Here is a 16,462-nt window from a genome sequence, read left to right on the forward strand (position 1 = left end):
GGGTGGTTTAGCTAAAGATTACTGTATTCTTGCTAAAGTTGGCCTGATTTGCTGAAGTTACCGTTGATTTGGCTAAAGTTTACATAGTTTCAAATAAAGCCGTACTGTTAAAAGCTAAAACAGACACGCCATATGCTACACATCCCAATTCGCACCACTTCTATGACAACCACTTACACACAAACACCCACATATCATGGATAAACCGGTATTTGATTCAACCCCGTTTGAATATCCCACCCGCATAATAGATTCATATTTTGAATCGCTTGACCTGACGCACCTTTGACCACATTATCAATGACGGATACCACGGTTAGTTTTCCCGTCCGTTCATCTACCAAGACTCCGATGTCACAGAAATTGGATCCGTATACTTCTTTCGTTGCCGGCCAAGTTCCTTCGGGTCGTACCCGAACGAATGGCGCGCCTTCATAATAATTTTCATAGACGGATAGGATGTCTGCTGTCGTTTTTTCTTCTAATAAATCTAGGTATATGGTGCATAAAATCCCTCTTGTCATGGGGATTAGGTGTGTAGAGAACGTAACTTGAACCGGCTCTCCATTCACCTCGGACAACACCTGCTCAATTTCCGGAATATGTTGATGTTGACCCAGTTTATAGGCCTTTACATTTTCATTGATTTCCCCAAAATGGGTCGCAAGTGACGGGTTTCTTCCAGCGCCTGAAGCGCCAGATTTTCCATCAATGATGATCGAGTTTGTTGACACTAATTTTTGTTCGACCATAGGGATTAAGGCTAAAAGTGCTGCCGTTGGATAGCAGCCAGGGTTGGCAATGAGTTTTGACTGCGCAATATCCTCGGCAAATACCTCACATAATCCATAAGCCGCTTCCTGTAAATAGGCCCCGTTAGTGTGCTCAGCCTTATACCACTTCTGGTAGTCGGCTGCAGACTTCAATCGAAAATCACCTGATAAATCAATGCACTTGATCCCTTTTTCCATAAATGCGGGAATCCAATCCTTACTAACTCGCGATGGTGTTGCAAAAAATAAAAGGTCCACTTGATCTGCAATGGATTCAACATCTAAAGTTTGGAGCTGTTCTTCATATATGTTCTGTAAATGCGGATAAAGTTCTGTGATGAGCTTTCCGCTTGTGGAATTTGAAACAATGAGATTTAAGGTGACATTTGGGTGTTGTTGAATATGTCGAATCAGTTCAATACCGCTATAACCATTGGCGCCAATAATCCCGACGTGCAAATACATAACCTCCTGACAAATGTATATTTTCGTATAATTATACTTTCGTATTTATAATTATGCAATGGTTTGTGTGGAATTTTTGAAAAGTTTTTAAGTAAATTAGGAATTTTATTTTTTAATATAAAAAAGTACTAGGCTGCTTAAAAAAAGCCGCCTAGTACTTTTTACTGAATTAATCCCTTGTCGTCGGATCACTTATACGATTTGTAGACTCTGGAATATCATCATACACCTGAGTATCCACTTCATGAATAGAACCATCAGCTAAGCCTTTAAATACTTCAAACAATGGCTTTGTAACAGTTTCTTTCAGCATACCATTTTGCTTTTGACCAAGGGTTTGACTTTGTCCCTTAATTTCCATGAGCATTATGGCAGCATCATTTAGTGCGAAAGTTCCAAGCGCTGTACCTGGTAAGTTAACATCAGGATATTTTTGAACTGCACCGAAATGAGAGTTTCCTTTTTGTAGGCTTAAGGCAGTTAAAGCATTCACCTGCTTAGCAAGCTTCTGCACATCCTCATCTACTTCATAGGTTTGTCCAGTAAATGGATCTACATATTCCTGTGTAGCCACAACAGCTGCTACTTGAAGAGGTACGGAACGATTGTCCTCGTCAGATAGCGTATTAAATCCGCGGTGATGTAGGTCTACGTATACATCCGGCTGGAATTCTTTAAACACACTCGTAACCGTTCTCGCTTCAGCGGTAACATAATAGCCACCGTAATTACTGTTGTTTGTTGAGCGGCTATTCAGGCGTTCGGCTACTTCTTCTTTATCGGCATCCTCAATGGCAAAATCCATATTCGGATTGTAATCTCGGTTTTCGTCATAGCCTGGAATGCCGTAAACCACTCGCCCATCATTGTTTTGAGCTCGCTCGCTACCATCCTCATTATAGTACCAAGGCGCCTCAGTATCTGCGGCTAACCCAATTTCCTCTGGATTCCACGTTTGATGTGTATAACGTGTCGGATACCAAGAATCTTCATAGAAGTTGTCCGCACCCTCTGGGTTAATTCGTGGCATAATCCAAATCGAAACTTCATCTAGAATCTCTTTTACCTCTTTCCCACTGCTTGAAGCAAGTTTCTGAATGACATCAACAGCAGCCTTTGTACCCACTTGCTCATTTCCATGAATCTGTGATGTAATGAGTACTTTTTTCTTGTCAGGATCATTATCACCAAACTTAGCTACATAAAGTGGGAAGCCTTGCTCATCATCCGTGGTGTACCCATCAGGTGACTCATTTGAGTAACCTGCAATCTCAAGCTTCATCTTCCCATTTGAAACACTTTCAAGGTGGTGGAGCTTTTCATATAGTTCTCCATTACTCATAAAACTGGAAAGCGAAATATTTTGATCATCCTCGATGTAGGGACCATTAGGTGTGGACTGTGGATCTGCAGAGATACTTGATGACATGGTGACGGCTAACGCAAACGTAGTAGGGAGAATAACTTTTGACAACTTTTTCATATACATTCCTCCAACTCTATATTTTCTCAAAATAGTTTTGAGATTTACTATAGATGTTAATAGAGTCGGGCTCAATAAAGTTGTCAAAACAAAAAGAATATGTCCAAAAAACTTTCTACCCTTTTTAACAAAATACAAGAAAATTTTACCTTGTATAAATCGATAGTATAGTGTCTATCTAACTAGAAAAATGCTGAAGTGAGCGAAAAGGCTTAGCGAGTTGTAGATGAATGGGTCGGCGTTTGTCGAAGGAAAGTGATAGATTTTTTTAAACATTAAATAACGAGCAGTGCCTACACTCCTCGTTATTGTTGACTTTCAATATATTCTTGTTCTTCCTCAGCAGATAAAATACCGGTTGCTTTGCCTATGGTTCCATTTTGTATCCTCCAGATGGCATTATGATCATCATCTACTTCTGAAAAGTTTTGCTGTTGCCATTTTTCAAGAATCTCTCGATAGGTTTCCTCAAAATGAACGTCCACTTCGTCTAAAGCAGCTAAGAGCCACTCTACTCGCTGAGGATGTAATTCATAAAAGCCCCATTTTTTCTCAGCACGCACCTTTTGGTGAGACATGCCGTGGATAAATTCTTGAAAATGCTCATCCTGCATTTCGTTCATCTGGGTTTTAGTTCCAAAGGGATTTTCACCTTGTTCTTCAAATTCTTTTAAGTCTTCTTTGGTTATGGTACCTTGAATGTCTTCACGCTCTGCTGTTATTTCAGATGCAGCTTCTGTTTCCTTGTTAGAACTCGTTTTTGTTTCTTCTTTATCCTGTGTATTCTCGGCACCCAAGTTGTCTATCCAATAAAAAATTCCCCAGAAACTGCCGGCTACAAAAAGGATTGAACAGAGAGTAATGATGATGGTCTTTTTCATCTTATCCACTCCACTACTAAAAATTGCTGTTTATAGTGACTTAGTGACAACTTTATAGTATAATCAGTTTTTTTACAAATATAACCTTTTAATGGGGAAAATATAAGGGAAAGCCTAAAATAATAGACTTTCCCTTGTAACGTGAGCATTACTATTCTAACCTACTACTCCCTGACTGTTCACATAAACATCTTCATCAGTTGTTCTCTCTGATTTCGACAGAATCACTGCTGCGGAAGAATCCCCAATAACATTTGTTGAAGTTCGGAACATATCTAGAATTCGGTCAATACCAGCAATTAAGGCAATTCCCTCAAGTGGAAGGTTAACAGATGCTAATACCATCGAAAGGATTATCATCCCTGCTCCTGGAACCCCAGCAGCACCAATAGATGATAGCACCGCGGTTAAAACGATCGTTAAATACTGTAAGAAAGATAAATCAAGACCATACACCTGTGCGATAAATAATGCGGCAATACCGTGATATATAGCCGTTCCATCCATATTGATGGTAGCACCTAAAGGAAGCACAAAACTACTGACTTTCTTAGGTACATTCAAGTTTTCCTCCACATTTTTCATCGTCACAGGGAGTGTTCCTGAACTACTACATGTACTAAAAGCAACCAATGCAGCTGGAGAAATCCCTTTAAAAAACGTAACTGGACTCATTTTCCCAAATTTAGAAACCGCAATGGAGTAGACGATGGCAATATGTAAGAGAGCAGCAACAGCCATAGCGAGTAACACTTTGATTAGAGGAAGTAACACAGAAGGACCATTGATGCCAACCACAGGTGCAATAAGACCAAAAATACCAATTGGAGCTACCTTGATGACAGCATTAGTAATGGAATACATAATCTCAGCAAAGCTGTCAAAGAAGTTTTTTACTGGGGCAGCTTTTGACCCTAATTTTGTAATCCCAATACCAATAAAAATCGCAAAGAAAATAATTTGTAGGATGTTCCCCTCAACTAAAGAGTTAATAGGGTTAGTGGGTATAATATTGAGTAAAGTTTCCAGCACACCCCCCGTTTCATTCGGTTCAACCGTTTCACCTGTTGCTTCTAAGGTCACCCCGTTACCAGGTTGAAAAATGTAAGCAACCGCCATACCAATGGTAATCGCAAACATCGTCGTACATAAAAAGTAAACCACAGTTTTTCCACCAAGCTTACCGAGTACTTTCATATCTCCAGTACTAGCCACTCCAACAATGAGCGTACTTAGAATAAGTGGAATCATAATAAACTTAATTAAACGTAGAAATAAATCTCCTAAAGGCTGGACATATTCAGCATTTTGTCCAAATACCAAACCAACTAAGATGGCTAGGATAAAAGCAATCAGCATTTGTGTTACTAAATTGTTTTTTAGTTTCATAGAAACGCTCCTTTATTTCGGAATATTCTTAAAATTTTATGTACACCCAGCCTATTAAAAGCTGGGTGGAAATGTGGTAGACTACATTTTTACCCCTTCAGGCCAATGCAAGTCGTGCTCTTCCACACTCGTAATCTCATTTTCGCCATCAACAAACACAACTTTTGGCTTCAAATCCTCAATCTCCTCATCTGTCATCATACCTAAACTCAAAATGATGACAATGTCACCAGGGCTAAACAAATGTGCTGGCGGTCCATTCAAGCAAATGCGTTTAGATCCCTCTGGAGCTGGAATCGCATACGTTTTCCATCGAGTTGCATTCTTTAAGCTTGTAACCTGTACCATTTCATATGGCTTAATGTTTGCTTCCTTCATTAATTTAGCATCAATCGTAATACTTCCAACATAATCAAGTTCTGCCTCTGTTACCGTAGCTCTATGAATCTTTCCTTTACACATTAAGCGCTGCATGAAAATTTCCTCCCTGTATAAGTGAAAAATAACTGACGTATTATAAGTGTAAAAGAGTGTGTTTACGTTTGCAAGGAGGTCAGGTCGTTCGTACCTGTTGTGAATTTATCTATTAATCTACGTTACATAAGAACTATGAGAATGTAGTGGATTTTATTGAAGGCAAGTTCAAATCGAGTTGATAAGGCTAAAGAGTTTTCGCTCATGGTTGGTCGCCTTTGGCATTGGTTTTGTTTTAGTATATCAAATATAGTAGAAAACTAGGAATATGTGTGGAGGAGTAGATTTATGATGGTGTTTTGGGTGGCGTGGGGGCTACTGTGATGCTGAAGTTTCCCTTGTTTTTGCTAAACATTATGTGGGAAATGCTGAAGAGTGGGGTTTATGCTAAAGGTGAATCTCATTACGCTAAAATTCGGCGTATTTAAGCTAAAGTTTTCTATACAAATCCTGTAGCAGGACCCCATTATGCTAAACTAGCTAAAACATACAACCGGGATCACTAAAAAAAGTGCCTGCACTATGCAGACACTACAAACTATAACAGCTCTCGAATTTTCTCTATCACATACTTATAATAACCCCTAGAATGAGGAACAAAGTCATCAATGGATAAAGAAATGGTCATATTTTCAACCTCATGACCCTGATAAGAAGCAGTATCAACATCAAACTTCTCCCCGGGTGCCTGTAAAATCCGCTGGAAATCGTCTAAAGTCATGCAAACAATTCCGGCTACTTCCTCTTGGTTTAGATTTAACCTCTCTAACTCATCTTGATATAAAAAAGCGTAAAGGTGGCACACTTCTCGGTCTTTCTTTTTATCTTTTCGAATCAATGTGTCCTGATAAATCCCCAAAGACACTAAATCATCAAATGCAGGATTCACACCAAGTTCTTCCTCGATTTCTCTTGCTCCTTCAATTGGTCCTTCTCCCGACGTTAAATGTCCTGCTGCAGTAATATCTAGCAAATTAGGGTAATTCACGTCAGGATTTCGTCGTTGGAACATAATATAAGGGGTTTTATTTAAATGTGTATAAAACCAGCATTGAAATGCGGCATGTAGGAGTTCTTGTTCATGAACTTTTTTTCTTGTTTCTTGTCCTATCACTTGATAGTTTTCGTCTAGGATATCTAGAATTTCATCCATAGTTATTTCTCCTTCTAATGAGATTGATCAACTACAATTATAGCGAAAGAGGAATTGGGATGAAAATATCATATTTATTTGCTAACATAAACCCCAGTGACAAAATAAAAAGGATGATACATAAATGGAACAAACAATCGGCTTTATTGGCTGTGGAAAAATGGCCCAGGCGATGATTGGCGGTATGCTTCAGGATGAACAAATCAAACCGAATCAAATTATCGCTAGCTCCTCAACCGAAAAAACCTTACAAAAGGTAACGGACAAATTTGAAATAAGAACAACGTTGGATAATCAAGAAGTTGCAGCCGAATCTGATATTTTATTTTTAGCAGTGTCACCAAAACTATATAAGAATGTGATTCAGGAAGCACGTACTTCTGTAAAATCATCGGTGATTATCGTAACGATTGCCGCTGGAGTCTCGATTGAACATGTGCAACATACTTTCCAGTCGAATGTGAAGGTAGTGCGCACCATGCCGAATACACCTTCTTTAGTTCAAGAGGGCATGAGTGCAATGTGTGCGAGTGATGAGGTTACGAGTGAAGAATTGGGAACCGTCCAAACTTTATTTGAGACTTTTGGAAAGGTTGAGTTGATTAATGAAGAACAAATGGATGCTATTCCAGCCATTAGTGGTTCGTCGCCTGCATATGTGTATATGATGATTGAAGCCATGGCAGACGGCGGGGTGCGACAGGGGCTTACACGAGACCAAGCATATCGCCTAGCTTCCCAAGCTGTAGCGGGTGCAGCCAAAATGGTACTAGAAACGGGGATGCATCCTGGAGAGTTAAAAGATCAGGTAACCTCACCAGGAGGGTCAACCATAACCGCTGTTTCAGAGCTTGAAAAACAACAATTTCGTGGAGCTGTTCAATCGGCGATGGAACAATGCTCGCTACGGGTGAAGGAATTAAGTGAGTAAAAACAAGGGCCAACTCCCACAACTGGGGTTGGCCCTTGTTTTTGATGAATTTATTTTAAACAACTTTAACATTATCTGTGTTCGTATATTAGTTTATTTAGAATTTCTTACCTCGGCAATCTTCTCCACATATTGTTGAGCTAAATTTCGCAATGCCTTCCAGTCCTCTTGTTCAATTAATGACTTATCGACAAGTGAACCACCTATACCGACTGTAACTGCACCAGCTTGTATAAAAGCACCTATATTGTCCAAATTCACTCCACCAGTAGGCATCATCGGAATTTGGCTTATTGGTCCTTTAACATCTTTGAAAAATCGAGGACCAACAACTGATGCTGGAAATACTTTTACCATATCTGCTCCCCATTGATAGGCTTGATGGATTTCAGTAGGAGTAAACACCCCAGGAATCATTAGAATACCTTGTTTCTTTGTAAATTCAATCGTTTCCCGATCTAGGATAGGAGCAAAAATAAAATCTGATCCGGCTTCAATTGCTTCTTTTGCTTGTTCCTTATTTAACACGGTTCCAGCACCAATCATAACTTTGTTTCCGTGTACTTGTTTTAACTCATTAATCAATGCAGTTGAATGATTTGAGTCCATTGTTATTTCAATACCAGAAACCCCACCGTCAACAAATGCTTGTATGAGTGGAGGGACTTTTTTGGGATCAACCTTTCGTATTACTGCTACAATACCGGACGATAACAATCTATCTAAAGAAGCTTCGTTACTCATTAAAGGTCTCCTTTCTAAATCCTCGTTACAACCATTCACACTCCAGAGTATGCCATGAACCCACCGTCAACAGGTATAGTAACGCCGGTTACAAACCCGGACATGTTTTCGTCTACTAACCAAAGCAAAGTACCAAGTAAATCCTCTGGCTTACCGAATCGTTGTTGTGGGGTATGACAAATAATTTTATTGGAACGCTCAGTTAAAGACCCATCTTCGTTCAACAATAGATTTCGGTTTTGTTCTGTTAGGAAAAAGCCTGGTGCAATCGCATTTACACGAATCCCCACGTCAGCAAAATGAACCGCCAACCATTGGGTAAAGTTTTCAATACCTGCTTTAGCCGCACTATATGCTGGAACTTTCGTCATAGGAGACGGTGCACTCATAGATGACATATTAATAATTGTGGCTCCCTTACGATTCACCATTTTTTTCGAAAAGACTTGGGTAGGAATAAAGGTTCCGACTAAATTTAAATTAAAAACAAATTGGAAACCTTCAGTTGTCATATCAAAGAACGTGGAGATATCGTGGTCCATTAGATCCTCTGGCTTTAAAGTCTCTTTTGTGGTTGTTCCATCAGGATGATTACCCCCAGCTCCGTTGATTAAGATATCACAAACGCCTAGCTTTTCGTTAATGATATTTTCTGCTTCACGAACACTTTCAATATTAAGAACATCACAGGAAACTGCCAGTGCTTCTCCACCTTCTTCCTTTATATCCTGTTCTACTTGCTTTCCTGATTCTTCATTACGGTTTAAAATGGCAACCTTTGCCCCCTGACGTCCAAGCTCTCGGGCCATGGCACCACAGAGTACTCCGCTTCCTCCTGTAACGACAGCCACTTTCCCTTTCACATTTTCATTTAGCGTAAGCATGTTATTTCACCTCTTTATTGACTCTCTGTAGGGAATCCCAAATGCCCCATAAATACATAACCCCTAATCCGCGGTCATAAAGGCCATACCCTGGCCGGCATTCTTCTCCCCAAATATGACGACCATGGTCTGGACGTGCATAACCAGTGAAACCAATTTCATGATAGGCCTTCACGATTTCATATACATCGACGGTTCCATCCTGAGTACGATGGGACGTTTCAATAAAGTCACCATTTTCATAAGTTTTGACATTACGTATATGGGCAAAGTGAATACGGTCAGAAAATGATCGAACCATCTCAGCTACATCGTTCTTTAGGTTAGCCCCTAATGAACCACTGCAAAGGGTCAAGCCATTATATGGATCATCAACAAGCTTTAAAAATCTCTCAAGATTTTGTTTGTTTGTTATAATACGCGGGAGTCCAAATACTGAGAATGGCGGATCGTCCGGATGAATCCCCATTTTGATATCATTTTTCTTCGCAACTGGGATGACCTTTTCTAGGAAATATTGAAGGTTTTCCCATAAATCCTCTTCTGTAACGTTCTTATATTTTTCAAATAAGTCCGCTAAATGGGCAAGTCTTTCCGGCTCCCATCCTGGCATGGTATAGGTTGAGTTTTTTGAAATCGTGTTCACCAATTCTATTGGGTCAATGTTCTTCAACTTATCATTTTCAAAAAATAATGCAGTAGATCCATCTTCCATTTCCTTAAATAAATCGGTACGAGTCCAGTCAAAGACCGGCATAAAGTTATAGCAAATTACTTTTACTCCAACTTTTGCTAGCTTTTCAATGGTTTTAATATAATTCTCAATATATTCATCACGTGACGGCAGTCCAAGTTTAATATCTTCATGAACATTCACACTTTCCACTACATCAATGTTTAAACCATGGCGGTCAGCTTGTTCTTTAACTTCTAGAATTTTTTCCATTGGCCATTCCTCACCGGCTGGGACATCATGTAAGGACCAGACAACCCCTTCTACCCCAGGGATTTGTTTAATATGTTCTAATGGGATTCGATCGTTTCCCTCTCCAAACCAGCGCATTGTCATCCTCATAGACCTTGCCTCCCTGCTTACCTTATCAAATTAAATAGCTTTATAGTTTAATAACAACTTTTCGAACTTCTGGTGGAGCATTATCCATTAGTTCAAATGCTTGCTCAGCTTCTTGTAACTCAAATTGATGACTCACTAAATCCTTTACATCAAACTCCAGTGTGTTAAATAATTCAACCACTTTCGGGAAGCGATGTGTTTGTAAACGTGAACCACAAATAGTTAACTCTTTTTTCGTTATATTTACTTGAGCAAGTTCAGAGACTTTCGTATCAAAACCAAGTAAAACCACTCGTGCGGCTACAGAAGTTACAGCTACCGCTTGCTCTACTGTTTTAGGCAATCCAACCGCGTCGATTACCACATTCGCACCCATTCCACCAGTCCACTTATACACCTCTTCTTCTACATCTGAGGTCTGAGGATTGATAACATAATCCGCACCCCACTCTTTTGCAAACTCAAGTCGTTTATCATTGAAGTCTGAAATGGCAACCTTTGCACCAGCTTGTCTTGCCATTTTCAAACTACATAATCCAATCGGTCCAGCGCCAAAGATAAAAACATAGTCCCCTTCTTGCACTTGACCGCGATAAATAGACTGTGCCCCAATCGTAAAAGGTTCTATCAAGGCAATCTCTGACCAATTCAACTGATCATTAACCTTATGGACAAGATGCTCTGGCATCACCATCACTTCACGGCCGCCACCTTCTCGGTGTACACCGTAAACCTGTACGTTTTCACAAACATTTGGACGGCCTTGTCGGCAAGCGTAGCATTCTCCACATGAAGTCATTGGTTCCACCACAACTTTGTCTCCAACAGATAGGCTAGTAACTGCCCCTCCTGTCTCCACAACTTCTCCTGCAACCTCATGCCCAATTACACGAGGATAGCTCGCAAAAGGATTTTGCCCATGGAGAATATGCATGTCAGATCCACAAATTCCCATAGCCCTCATCCGTATTTTAACTTCATTTGAAAGCTCTAAATTAGGTTCATCCATTTCTACAACATTTAAGGTTCCTGGTTCCTTTACTTGAATGGCTTTCATGACCAATCCTCCTCTTTATTAATCAATTAAGCTTGGTAAGAACAGGGTTAGACTCGGAATGAAACTAACCGCTAGTAAAACTAGTAAACTCACAGCTAAGAATGGTAGTAATGCTTTAGATGCCTGACCAATCGATACTTTCCCAATACTAGATGCCACGAATAAACAAACGCCTACTGGAGGAGTAGATAAACCAATCATAAGATTCAGCACCATCATAACCCCAAACTGAACCGGATCCATTCCAATTTGTGTGGCAACTGGTAGTAAAACCGGGAACAAGATAACAAGTGCTGCAATTGTCTCCATAAAAGTACCTACAAATAACAGCAACACATTTAGTAGTAGAATTACGATAATTGGGTTTTCAGAAATTGCTAGTATCGAATCTGCTACTAATTGCGGAATTTGCTCACTAACTAGAATCCAACCAAATAGATTCGCCATCCCCACTAGCACCATAATCCCAGCCGTACTAACCATGGAATCCAATAGAATCTTTGGTAGCATGTGGAACTTTAAATCACGATAAACAAAAATTCCTACAATTAAGGCATATACAACCGCTACAATCGATGCTTCAGTTGGTGTAAAGTAACCACTTAAAATACCGAATAAAATTACAACCGTCATCATTAGAGCCCAAAAAGCGCCAAAGAATGACTTAGTAATAACTGGAAGTGTTTGGCGTTCACCTTTTGGATATTTCCTCTTTTTCGATATGAAATACGTAGCTACCATTAAACTAAGCCCGAGCAGAATGCCGGGGATGGTACCCGCTAAAAATAAATCGCCGATTGAAACTGTTGCAAGAGTTCCTAAAATGATCATAGGAAGCGAAGGTGGGATTATTGGCCCAATTGTCGAAGAGGATGAAGTTACAGCTACTGAAAAAGGCGCATCATACCCTTCTTTTTTCATGGCAGGAATCATAACGGATCCAATGCTTGCGGTATCTGCTAATGCTGTCCCAGTGATACCTGCAAACCCCATGGAAGCACCAACGTTTGACAGCCCTAAACCACCTCGAATATGTCCAACTAGCTTTTTCGCAAAATCGATGATTCGTTCTGTAATACCACCAGCATTCATTAAGTTACCCGCTAAAATAAACCCTGGAATACAAAGTAAAGTAAAGGAGTTAATGCCCCCGAACATTTTCTGAGGGATTATATTCAAAGGAATATCGGCGATCAAAATATAGACCAAGGATGATAAACCTAAACTAAAGGCAATTGGTACACTAAGAAATATTAGAATGATAAAAGTTACAAATAATATTGTGGCCATCATAGGTTAACACCTTCTTTCTCTTCCTGCTGATCCAGCTCTTTGTGCTGATCTAGTTTAAGTACGGCATATATATTGAAAAAACTGTAAAGTGCTAAAAATACAAATAAAATAACCATACTTAAGTGAATGTAAAACATTTCGATTGATAAAGTTGCAGACGATTGATTTTGACCTATTAATGAAAACTCATAGGCAAAAGACACTAAGTAAGCAGAAAACAAACCTAATATCAGGTAAATCAAGGCCTCGACATATTTCCTCACCTTTTTTGGAAGAAAATCTACAAATAAATCCACACGAACATATTCACGTTGTTCCATTGCGATTGGTGCAGCAAAAGCAATGGAAAAGATAAATAAGAAACGTGAAAGTTCTTCTGTCCACACAAAACTAAATGGTGTATAACGCCCTGTTATTTGGATGATCACAACGAGAACGAGGGCAGAAAAACTAGTAATTGTTAAAATTTTGAGTATCCGACTAAGAATGTTAATAGCTTGCATGTTGCTCACCCTTTATTGAATAATGGGGTAACATACCACCCTTTAAAGAGAGGTATGTTACCTGAATAAATTTTTATTTTCCTGCTTCAACAATCTTGTTATAAAGCTCTAATTGTACTTCAGTTAAGCTTTCTTCAACAGCTGGTTTCATTGCTTCTGCGAAAGCCTCTTGATCTACTTCAACAAATTCCATTCCTTTATCTTTTAGATCTTGCTCAATTTCAGCAGTTTCAGTTTCATATAACTCTAGACCATATGCTTGAGCTTCTGCTGCAGCCTCTTGAACAGCTGTTTGCATATCTTCACTTAGTGAATTGAACTGTTCGTTACCAACCACAACATAAATCCAAGAATAAACGTGCTCGGTAACGTTTACATAATCTTGTACTTCAAAGAAACTAGCACTTTGAATCAAGTCGACTGGGTTTTCCTGACCATCAATAACTCCTTGTTGTAGTCCAGTAAATACTTCACTAAAGTCCATAACTTGTGGTCTTGCTCCCGCTGCTTCCCAAGCATCCATAAATAAAGGTACGTTTGGTACACGCATTTTAAATCCTTCTAAGTCTTCAGGTGATTCAATAGGTTCACTAGAAGTTAAGTTTCTTGGAGCACGAATATGATAGTAAAGTGGTGTAACGCCAACGCCATCTTTAACAGCCGCTTCAATTTCGCTACCGATTTCACCTTCAACAACGTTTTGCAGGTGCTCTTGACCATTAAATGCGTACGGAACTGCCATTAGTGCTGCTTCTGGAGCCCAGTTCGCCATGGTTTCACCAGAGATTGTCATGTCTACTGTGCCAGCTTCAATTCCATTTAAAACCTCAGTTTCAGAACCTAATTGCTCGTTTGGATAAATCTCAATTTGTAGCTTCCCATCTGTTTTCTCATCAACTAACTCAGCAAACTTTTCTGCTGTTTTATGCCATTGGTGCTCTTCGTTAGATAGATGTCCCATTTTCCAAGTAATTGTGTCTCCTGAATCTTCTCCTTCATCTCCTGAACCTGAAGTGCCTTCATCACTGCCACCACATGCTACTAATACCAAAATTAGTGCAGATACAAACAAAAAGCTAAGAAATTTCTTCATGAATAGTGACCTCCCATTTTTTAATAGATTAGTATAAATATATAAAGTAAAGGTTTTTCACCTTGACTTACGAATTGAGATAGTTGTAAATACTCTCTGGCACCGGAATACCTTCTTCTTGACGAGTTTCTTCTTTAAGCTGTTCTGGCTCACCGGGTACCATAACAGATTGAAAACCTTCCGCTGGTTTTACTTCATGTAACTCATCTATCATTTTGTCAATGTTTTGCATGAATTCATTTTTATCAATGAATAAACCAGGATTAATCGTAATAATCGTGTGACTTAAGTGACGATAGTTTTTGTAGTCTCCATACATAGTAGAAATGCTTGGACCAAAGGCAGACCCAGTTAGAACACCTGTTAGTACATCCACTACAAGGGCAAGACCATAACCTTTTGGTCCACTTATTGGAAGTAAATGTTTGACTAAGTTTGGATCTGTTACTGGGGAACCATTTTCATCTACTCCCCAGTTGTCTGGGATTTCTTTTCCAGTCTCTCTCGTATGAAGCACCTTCCCCAAGGCAACATTACTTGTTGCCATATCTAGGATAATTGGTCGATGTTTACTTGCCGGGAAACCGTAAGCTATTGGGTTTGTCCCAAAATAGGAATCTGCTCCACCGAAAGGGACTACCGCGCTATCGGTATGCGTCATAATCATACTAATCGTATCTTGTTCGGCTGCCTGCTGCGCAAAGTAGGACAATGCCCCACAGTGACTACTGTTTACGATTCCTACAATTCCAATGCCATTATCCTTAGAAAGTTGAATTGCATGGTCCATTGCCTCTTTCGTGATGACATGTCCCATTCCGTTATCACCATCAAAGAGACTCGCTGAAGACCCTTTTTGCTCAGTACTGAATACTGGAGTGGGGTTCATCCCACCTTCTAGCATTCTTTTTACATAGTGCTCAGTTCGTAATACCCCATGTGAACTCACTCCACGTAGGTCTGCGTGAACGAGTACATCTGCTACAACAGTCGCGTGTTCTTGGCTTACCTTTGCTTTTGTTAATTTATTGACAACTAAAGATTTTAGCTCTTCCTTTTGTACGATTATGTCTGACATCTAATCTTCCTCTCATTGCAGATTGGCATGATTTCGTTTCATCATGTCGTGAATATCTTCCTGTTTGCTAGTCATGGAAATCACCACAGCATCTAACAATAGATGAACAGATTGATCAAATTGGTTTCCCATAGGTTGAATGGTCTCGGGTTCATCTTTCCTGCGATGTTTTGTTGCTGCTGGGATAATCACTTGATGGTTAGCTAAATCCCCAATATCAGATTCACTATTGGTCGTAACTAGGTATACCTTGGCCTTATTTTTGGCCGCTTGCTCAGCTACGAGTGCAACAGACGGGGTGTTTCCTGACCCACTTATGGCTACTAGCAAATCCCCTTCCTGAATACTTGGTGTAATGGTCTCCCCTGTTACATAAACCGGATAGTTTGCGTGCATCAATCTCATCGCAAATGCCTTCCCAATCAATCCTGATCGCCCCTCACCACAGATAAAAATATGTTTAGCCTGTTTCAGGGCATCTATTAAAGAAGTAACTTGCTCATTGTCTACATGTTCAGCTACTTGCTTAAGCTCCTCTAAAATTTTCAAATGAACATTCTTCATGTTTTTGGAATCACCTCCTTTATGGTTGCGCTTGCCTTACCTGGGTTAGCCGCACTTGTGATGTAACCACCTACAATAAAAACGTCTGGTTTAAGCTTTTCAAAGCGTTGAACCGATTCTGGTGAAATTCCTCCCGCTACAAACACAGTAAAATCATCGGATAAAGATTTGTAACGCTCTAATGAATACCTCTCTGCTTGAACTTGTGTATCCTTCCCAATATGGGCGGAAACGAGTTCTACACCCAATTCTTTTAATCTTTGAAATCGCTCTACCGGTACTTCTAATAAATCGACTAATACTCTTTTATTTAGTTCCTTAGCAATTTTTATCGAGTCAAGAATGGTTTGATCATGGGCAAAACCCATTACTGTAGTAATATCAGCTCCAGCCTCTAGCGCCTGCACTGTCTCATCTTTACCCGCGTCACAGGTTTTCATATCCGCAACAATTTTCTTGTACGGAAACCTATGACGGAACTCGCGAATAATATCCATTCCGTACTCCTTAATGACCCCTGTTCCAATCTCAATATAATCGATATGATTATAAGTCTGCTCTGTAATAGAGATACATTCCTCTTTAGTCAAACGGTCAAGTGCAACCTGAATCATTTCGATCA

17 protein-coding genes are annotated in these 16,462 nt (G+C 39.7%); 1 reads left to right on the forward strand and 16 read right to left on the reverse strand.

Going from position 1 to position 16,462, the window contains the following annotated elements; translation table 11 throughout:
- Positions 1-194: 194 nt before the first annotated feature.
- From argC to GH754_RS01260, 6 genes are all read right to left on the reverse strand, one after another.
- Positions 195-1,232, reverse strand: a complete 1,038-nt coding sequence (gene argC / locus GH754_RS01235) for an N-acetyl-gamma-glutamyl-phosphate reductase (protein WP_228550090.1) — start codon at positions 1,230-1,232, stop codon at positions 195-197.
- 175 nt (positions 1,233-1,407) lie between these two features.
- Entirely contained in the window at positions 1,408-2,721 is a 1,314-nt protein-coding gene (locus GH754_RS01240; RefSeq protein WP_194841249.1) for a M14 family zinc carboxypeptidase, read from the reverse strand.
- 305 nt (positions 2,722-3,026) lie between these two features.
- Complete coding sequence (locus GH754_RS01245) at positions 3,027-3,602, reverse strand: DUF6241 domain-containing protein (protein ID WP_153726914.1); 576 nt, start codon at positions 3,600-3,602, stop codon at positions 3,027-3,029.
- A gap of 156 nt (positions 3,603-3,758) precedes the next feature.
- A complete protein-coding gene (locus GH754_RS01250) occupies positions 3,759-4,991 on the reverse strand; it encodes a dicarboxylate/amino acid:cation symporter (RefSeq protein ID WP_153726915.1) in 1,233 nt (410 codons plus the stop codon).
- A gap of 81 nt (positions 4,992-5,072) precedes the next feature.
- Positions 5,073-5,465, reverse strand: coding sequence for an aspartate 1-decarboxylase (panD, locus tag GH754_RS01255; RefSeq protein ID WP_153726916.1), 393 nt, complete (start codon positions 5,463-5,465; stop codon positions 5,073-5,075).
- A gap of 538 nt (positions 5,466-6,003) precedes the next feature.
- On the reverse strand, positions 6,004-6,618 hold the full coding sequence (locus tag GH754_RS01260; RefSeq protein ID WP_153726917.1) for an NUDIX hydrolase: 615 nt from the start codon (positions 6,616-6,618) through the stop codon (positions 6,004-6,006).
- Positions 6,619-6,742: 124 nt separating this feature from the next.
- On the opposite strand from GH754_RS01260, the gene proC reads away from it, so the two are divergent.
- Positions 6,743-7,549 carry a pyrroline-5-carboxylate reductase gene (gene proC, locus GH754_RS01265; protein ID WP_153726918.1) on the forward strand — a complete coding sequence of 269 codons (807 nt, stop codon included), beginning with the start codon at positions 6,743-6,745 and terminating at the stop codon, positions 7,547-7,549.
- A 93-nt stretch (positions 7,550-7,642) separates the two neighbouring features.
- Here the strand turns inward: proC and GH754_RS01270 are convergent, their stop codons facing one another.
- From GH754_RS01270 to hxlA, 10 genes are all read right to left on the reverse strand, one after another.
- On the reverse strand, positions 7,643-8,293 hold the full coding sequence (locus GH754_RS01270; protein WP_153726919.1) for a bifunctional 4-hydroxy-2-oxoglutarate aldolase/2-dehydro-3-deoxy-phosphogluconate aldolase: 651 nt from the start codon (positions 8,291-8,293) through the stop codon (positions 7,643-7,645).
- A 35-nt stretch (positions 8,294-8,328) separates the two neighbouring features.
- Entirely contained in the window at positions 8,329-9,177 is an 849-nt protein-coding gene (locus tag GH754_RS01275; RefSeq protein WP_153726920.1) for an SDR family oxidoreductase, read from the reverse strand.
- A 1-nt stretch (position 9,178) separates the two neighbouring features.
- Positions 9,179-10,252 (reverse strand): mannonate dehydratase, encoded by a 1,074-nt coding sequence (gene uxuA / locus GH754_RS01280; protein WP_153726921.1) that lies wholly within the window; start codon positions 10,250-10,252, stop codon positions 9,179-9,181.
- A gap of 40 nt (positions 10,253-10,292) precedes the next feature.
- Positions 10,293-11,309, reverse strand: a complete 1,017-nt coding sequence (locus GH754_RS01285) for a zinc-binding alcohol dehydrogenase family protein (RefSeq protein WP_153726922.1) — start codon at positions 11,307-11,309, stop codon at positions 10,293-10,295.
- 18 nt (positions 11,310-11,327) lie between these two features.
- A complete protein-coding gene (locus GH754_RS01290) occupies positions 11,328-12,602 on the reverse strand; it encodes a TRAP transporter large permease (protein ID WP_153726923.1) in 1,275 nt (424 codons plus the stop codon).
- Positions 12,599-13,105, reverse strand: coding sequence for a TRAP transporter small permease (locus GH754_RS01295; RefSeq protein ID WP_153726924.1), 507 nt, complete (start codon positions 13,103-13,105; stop codon positions 12,599-12,601). Before GH754_RS01295 ends, GH754_RS01290 begins: the two co-directional genes overlap by 4 nt.
- A gap of 73 nt (positions 13,106-13,178) precedes the next feature.
- A complete protein-coding gene (locus tag GH754_RS01300; RefSeq protein ID WP_153726925.1) occupies positions 13,179-14,198 on the reverse strand; it encodes a TRAP transporter substrate-binding protein in 1,020 nt (339 codons plus the stop codon).
- Between the two features lie 67 nt (positions 14,199-14,265).
- Entirely contained in the window at positions 14,266-15,276 is a 1,011-nt protein-coding gene (allD, locus tag GH754_RS01305; RefSeq protein WP_153726926.1) for an ureidoglycolate dehydrogenase, read from the reverse strand.
- Between the two features lie 12 nt (positions 15,277-15,288).
- On the reverse strand, positions 15,289-15,840 hold the full coding sequence (gene hxlB, locus GH754_RS01310; protein ID WP_153726927.1) for a 6-phospho-3-hexuloisomerase: 552 nt from the start codon (positions 15,838-15,840) through the stop codon (positions 15,289-15,291).
- A complete protein-coding gene (gene hxlA, locus GH754_RS01315) occupies positions 15,837-16,454 on the reverse strand; it encodes a 3-hexulose-6-phosphate synthase (RefSeq protein WP_153726928.1) in 618 nt (205 codons plus the stop codon). The genes hxlB and hxlA overlap by 4 nt, the downstream gene beginning before the upstream one ends.
- Positions 16,455-16,462: the final 8 nt, after the last annotated feature.

The organism is Salinibacillus xinjiangensis, assembly GCF_009649735.1.
Classification (GTDB): Bacteria; Bacillota; Bacilli; order Bacillales; family Alkalibacillaceae; genus Salinibacillus; species Salinibacillus xinjiangensis.

Bases quoted from the DNA above. Each gene is read 5' to 3' on its own strand.
- proC (WP_153726918.1), top strand. From the start codon at position 6,743: ATGGAACAAACAATCGGCTTTATTGGCTGTGGAAAAATGGCCCAGGCG.
- GH754_RS01245 (WP_153726914.1), bottom strand. From the start codon at position 3,602: ATGAAAAAGACCATCATCATTACTCTCTGTTCAATCCTTTTTGTAGCC.
- GH754_RS01290 (WP_153726923.1), bottom strand. From the start codon at position 12,602: ATGATGGCCACAATATTATTTGTAACTTTTATCATTCTAATATTTCTT.
- hxlB (WP_153726927.1), bottom strand. From the start codon at position 15,840: ATGAAGAATGTTCATTTGAAAATTTTAGAGGAGCTTAAGCAAGTAGCT.
- allD (WP_153726926.1), bottom strand. From the start codon at position 15,276: ATGTCAGACATAATCGTACAAAAGGAAGAGCTAAAATCTTTAGTTGTC.
- GH754_RS01240 (WP_194841249.1), bottom strand. From the start codon at position 2,721: ATGAAAAAGTTGTCAAAAGTTATTCTCCCTACTACGTTTGCGTTAGCC.
- GH754_RS01295 (WP_153726924.1), bottom strand. From the start codon at position 13,105: ATGCAAGCTATTAACATTCTTAGTCGGATACTCAAAATTTTAACAATT.
- hxlA (WP_153726928.1), bottom strand. From the start codon at position 16,454: ATGATTCAGGTTGCACTTGACCGTTTGACTAAAGAGGAATGTATCTCT.
- GH754_RS01250 (WP_153726915.1), bottom strand. From the start codon at position 4,991: ATGAAACTAAAAAACAATTTAGTAACACAAATGCTGATTGCTTTTATC.
- uxuA (WP_153726921.1), bottom strand. From the start codon at position 10,252: ATGAGGATGACAATGCGCTGGTTTGGAGAGGGAAACGATCGAATCCCA.
- GH754_RS01270 (WP_153726919.1), bottom strand. From the start codon at position 8,293: ATGAGTAACGAAGCTTCTTTAGATAGATTGTTATCGTCCGGTATTGTA.
- GH754_RS01275 (WP_153726920.1), bottom strand. From the start codon at position 9,177: ATGCTTACGCTAAATGAAAATGTGAAAGGGAAAGTGGCTGTCGTTACA.
- GH754_RS01260 (WP_153726917.1), bottom strand. From the start codon at position 6,618: ATGGATGAAATTCTAGATATCCTAGACGAAAACTATCAAGTGATAGGA.
- GH754_RS01300 (WP_153726925.1), bottom strand. From the start codon at position 14,198: ATGAAGAAATTTCTTAGCTTTTTGTTTGTATCTGCACTAATTTTGGTA.
- panD (WP_153726916.1), bottom strand. From the start codon at position 5,465: ATGCAGCGCTTAATGTGTAAAGGAAAGATTCATAGAGCTACGGTAACA.
- GH754_RS01285 (WP_153726922.1), bottom strand. From the start codon at position 11,309: ATGAAAGCCATTCAAGTAAAGGAACCAGGAACCTTAAATGTTGTAGAA.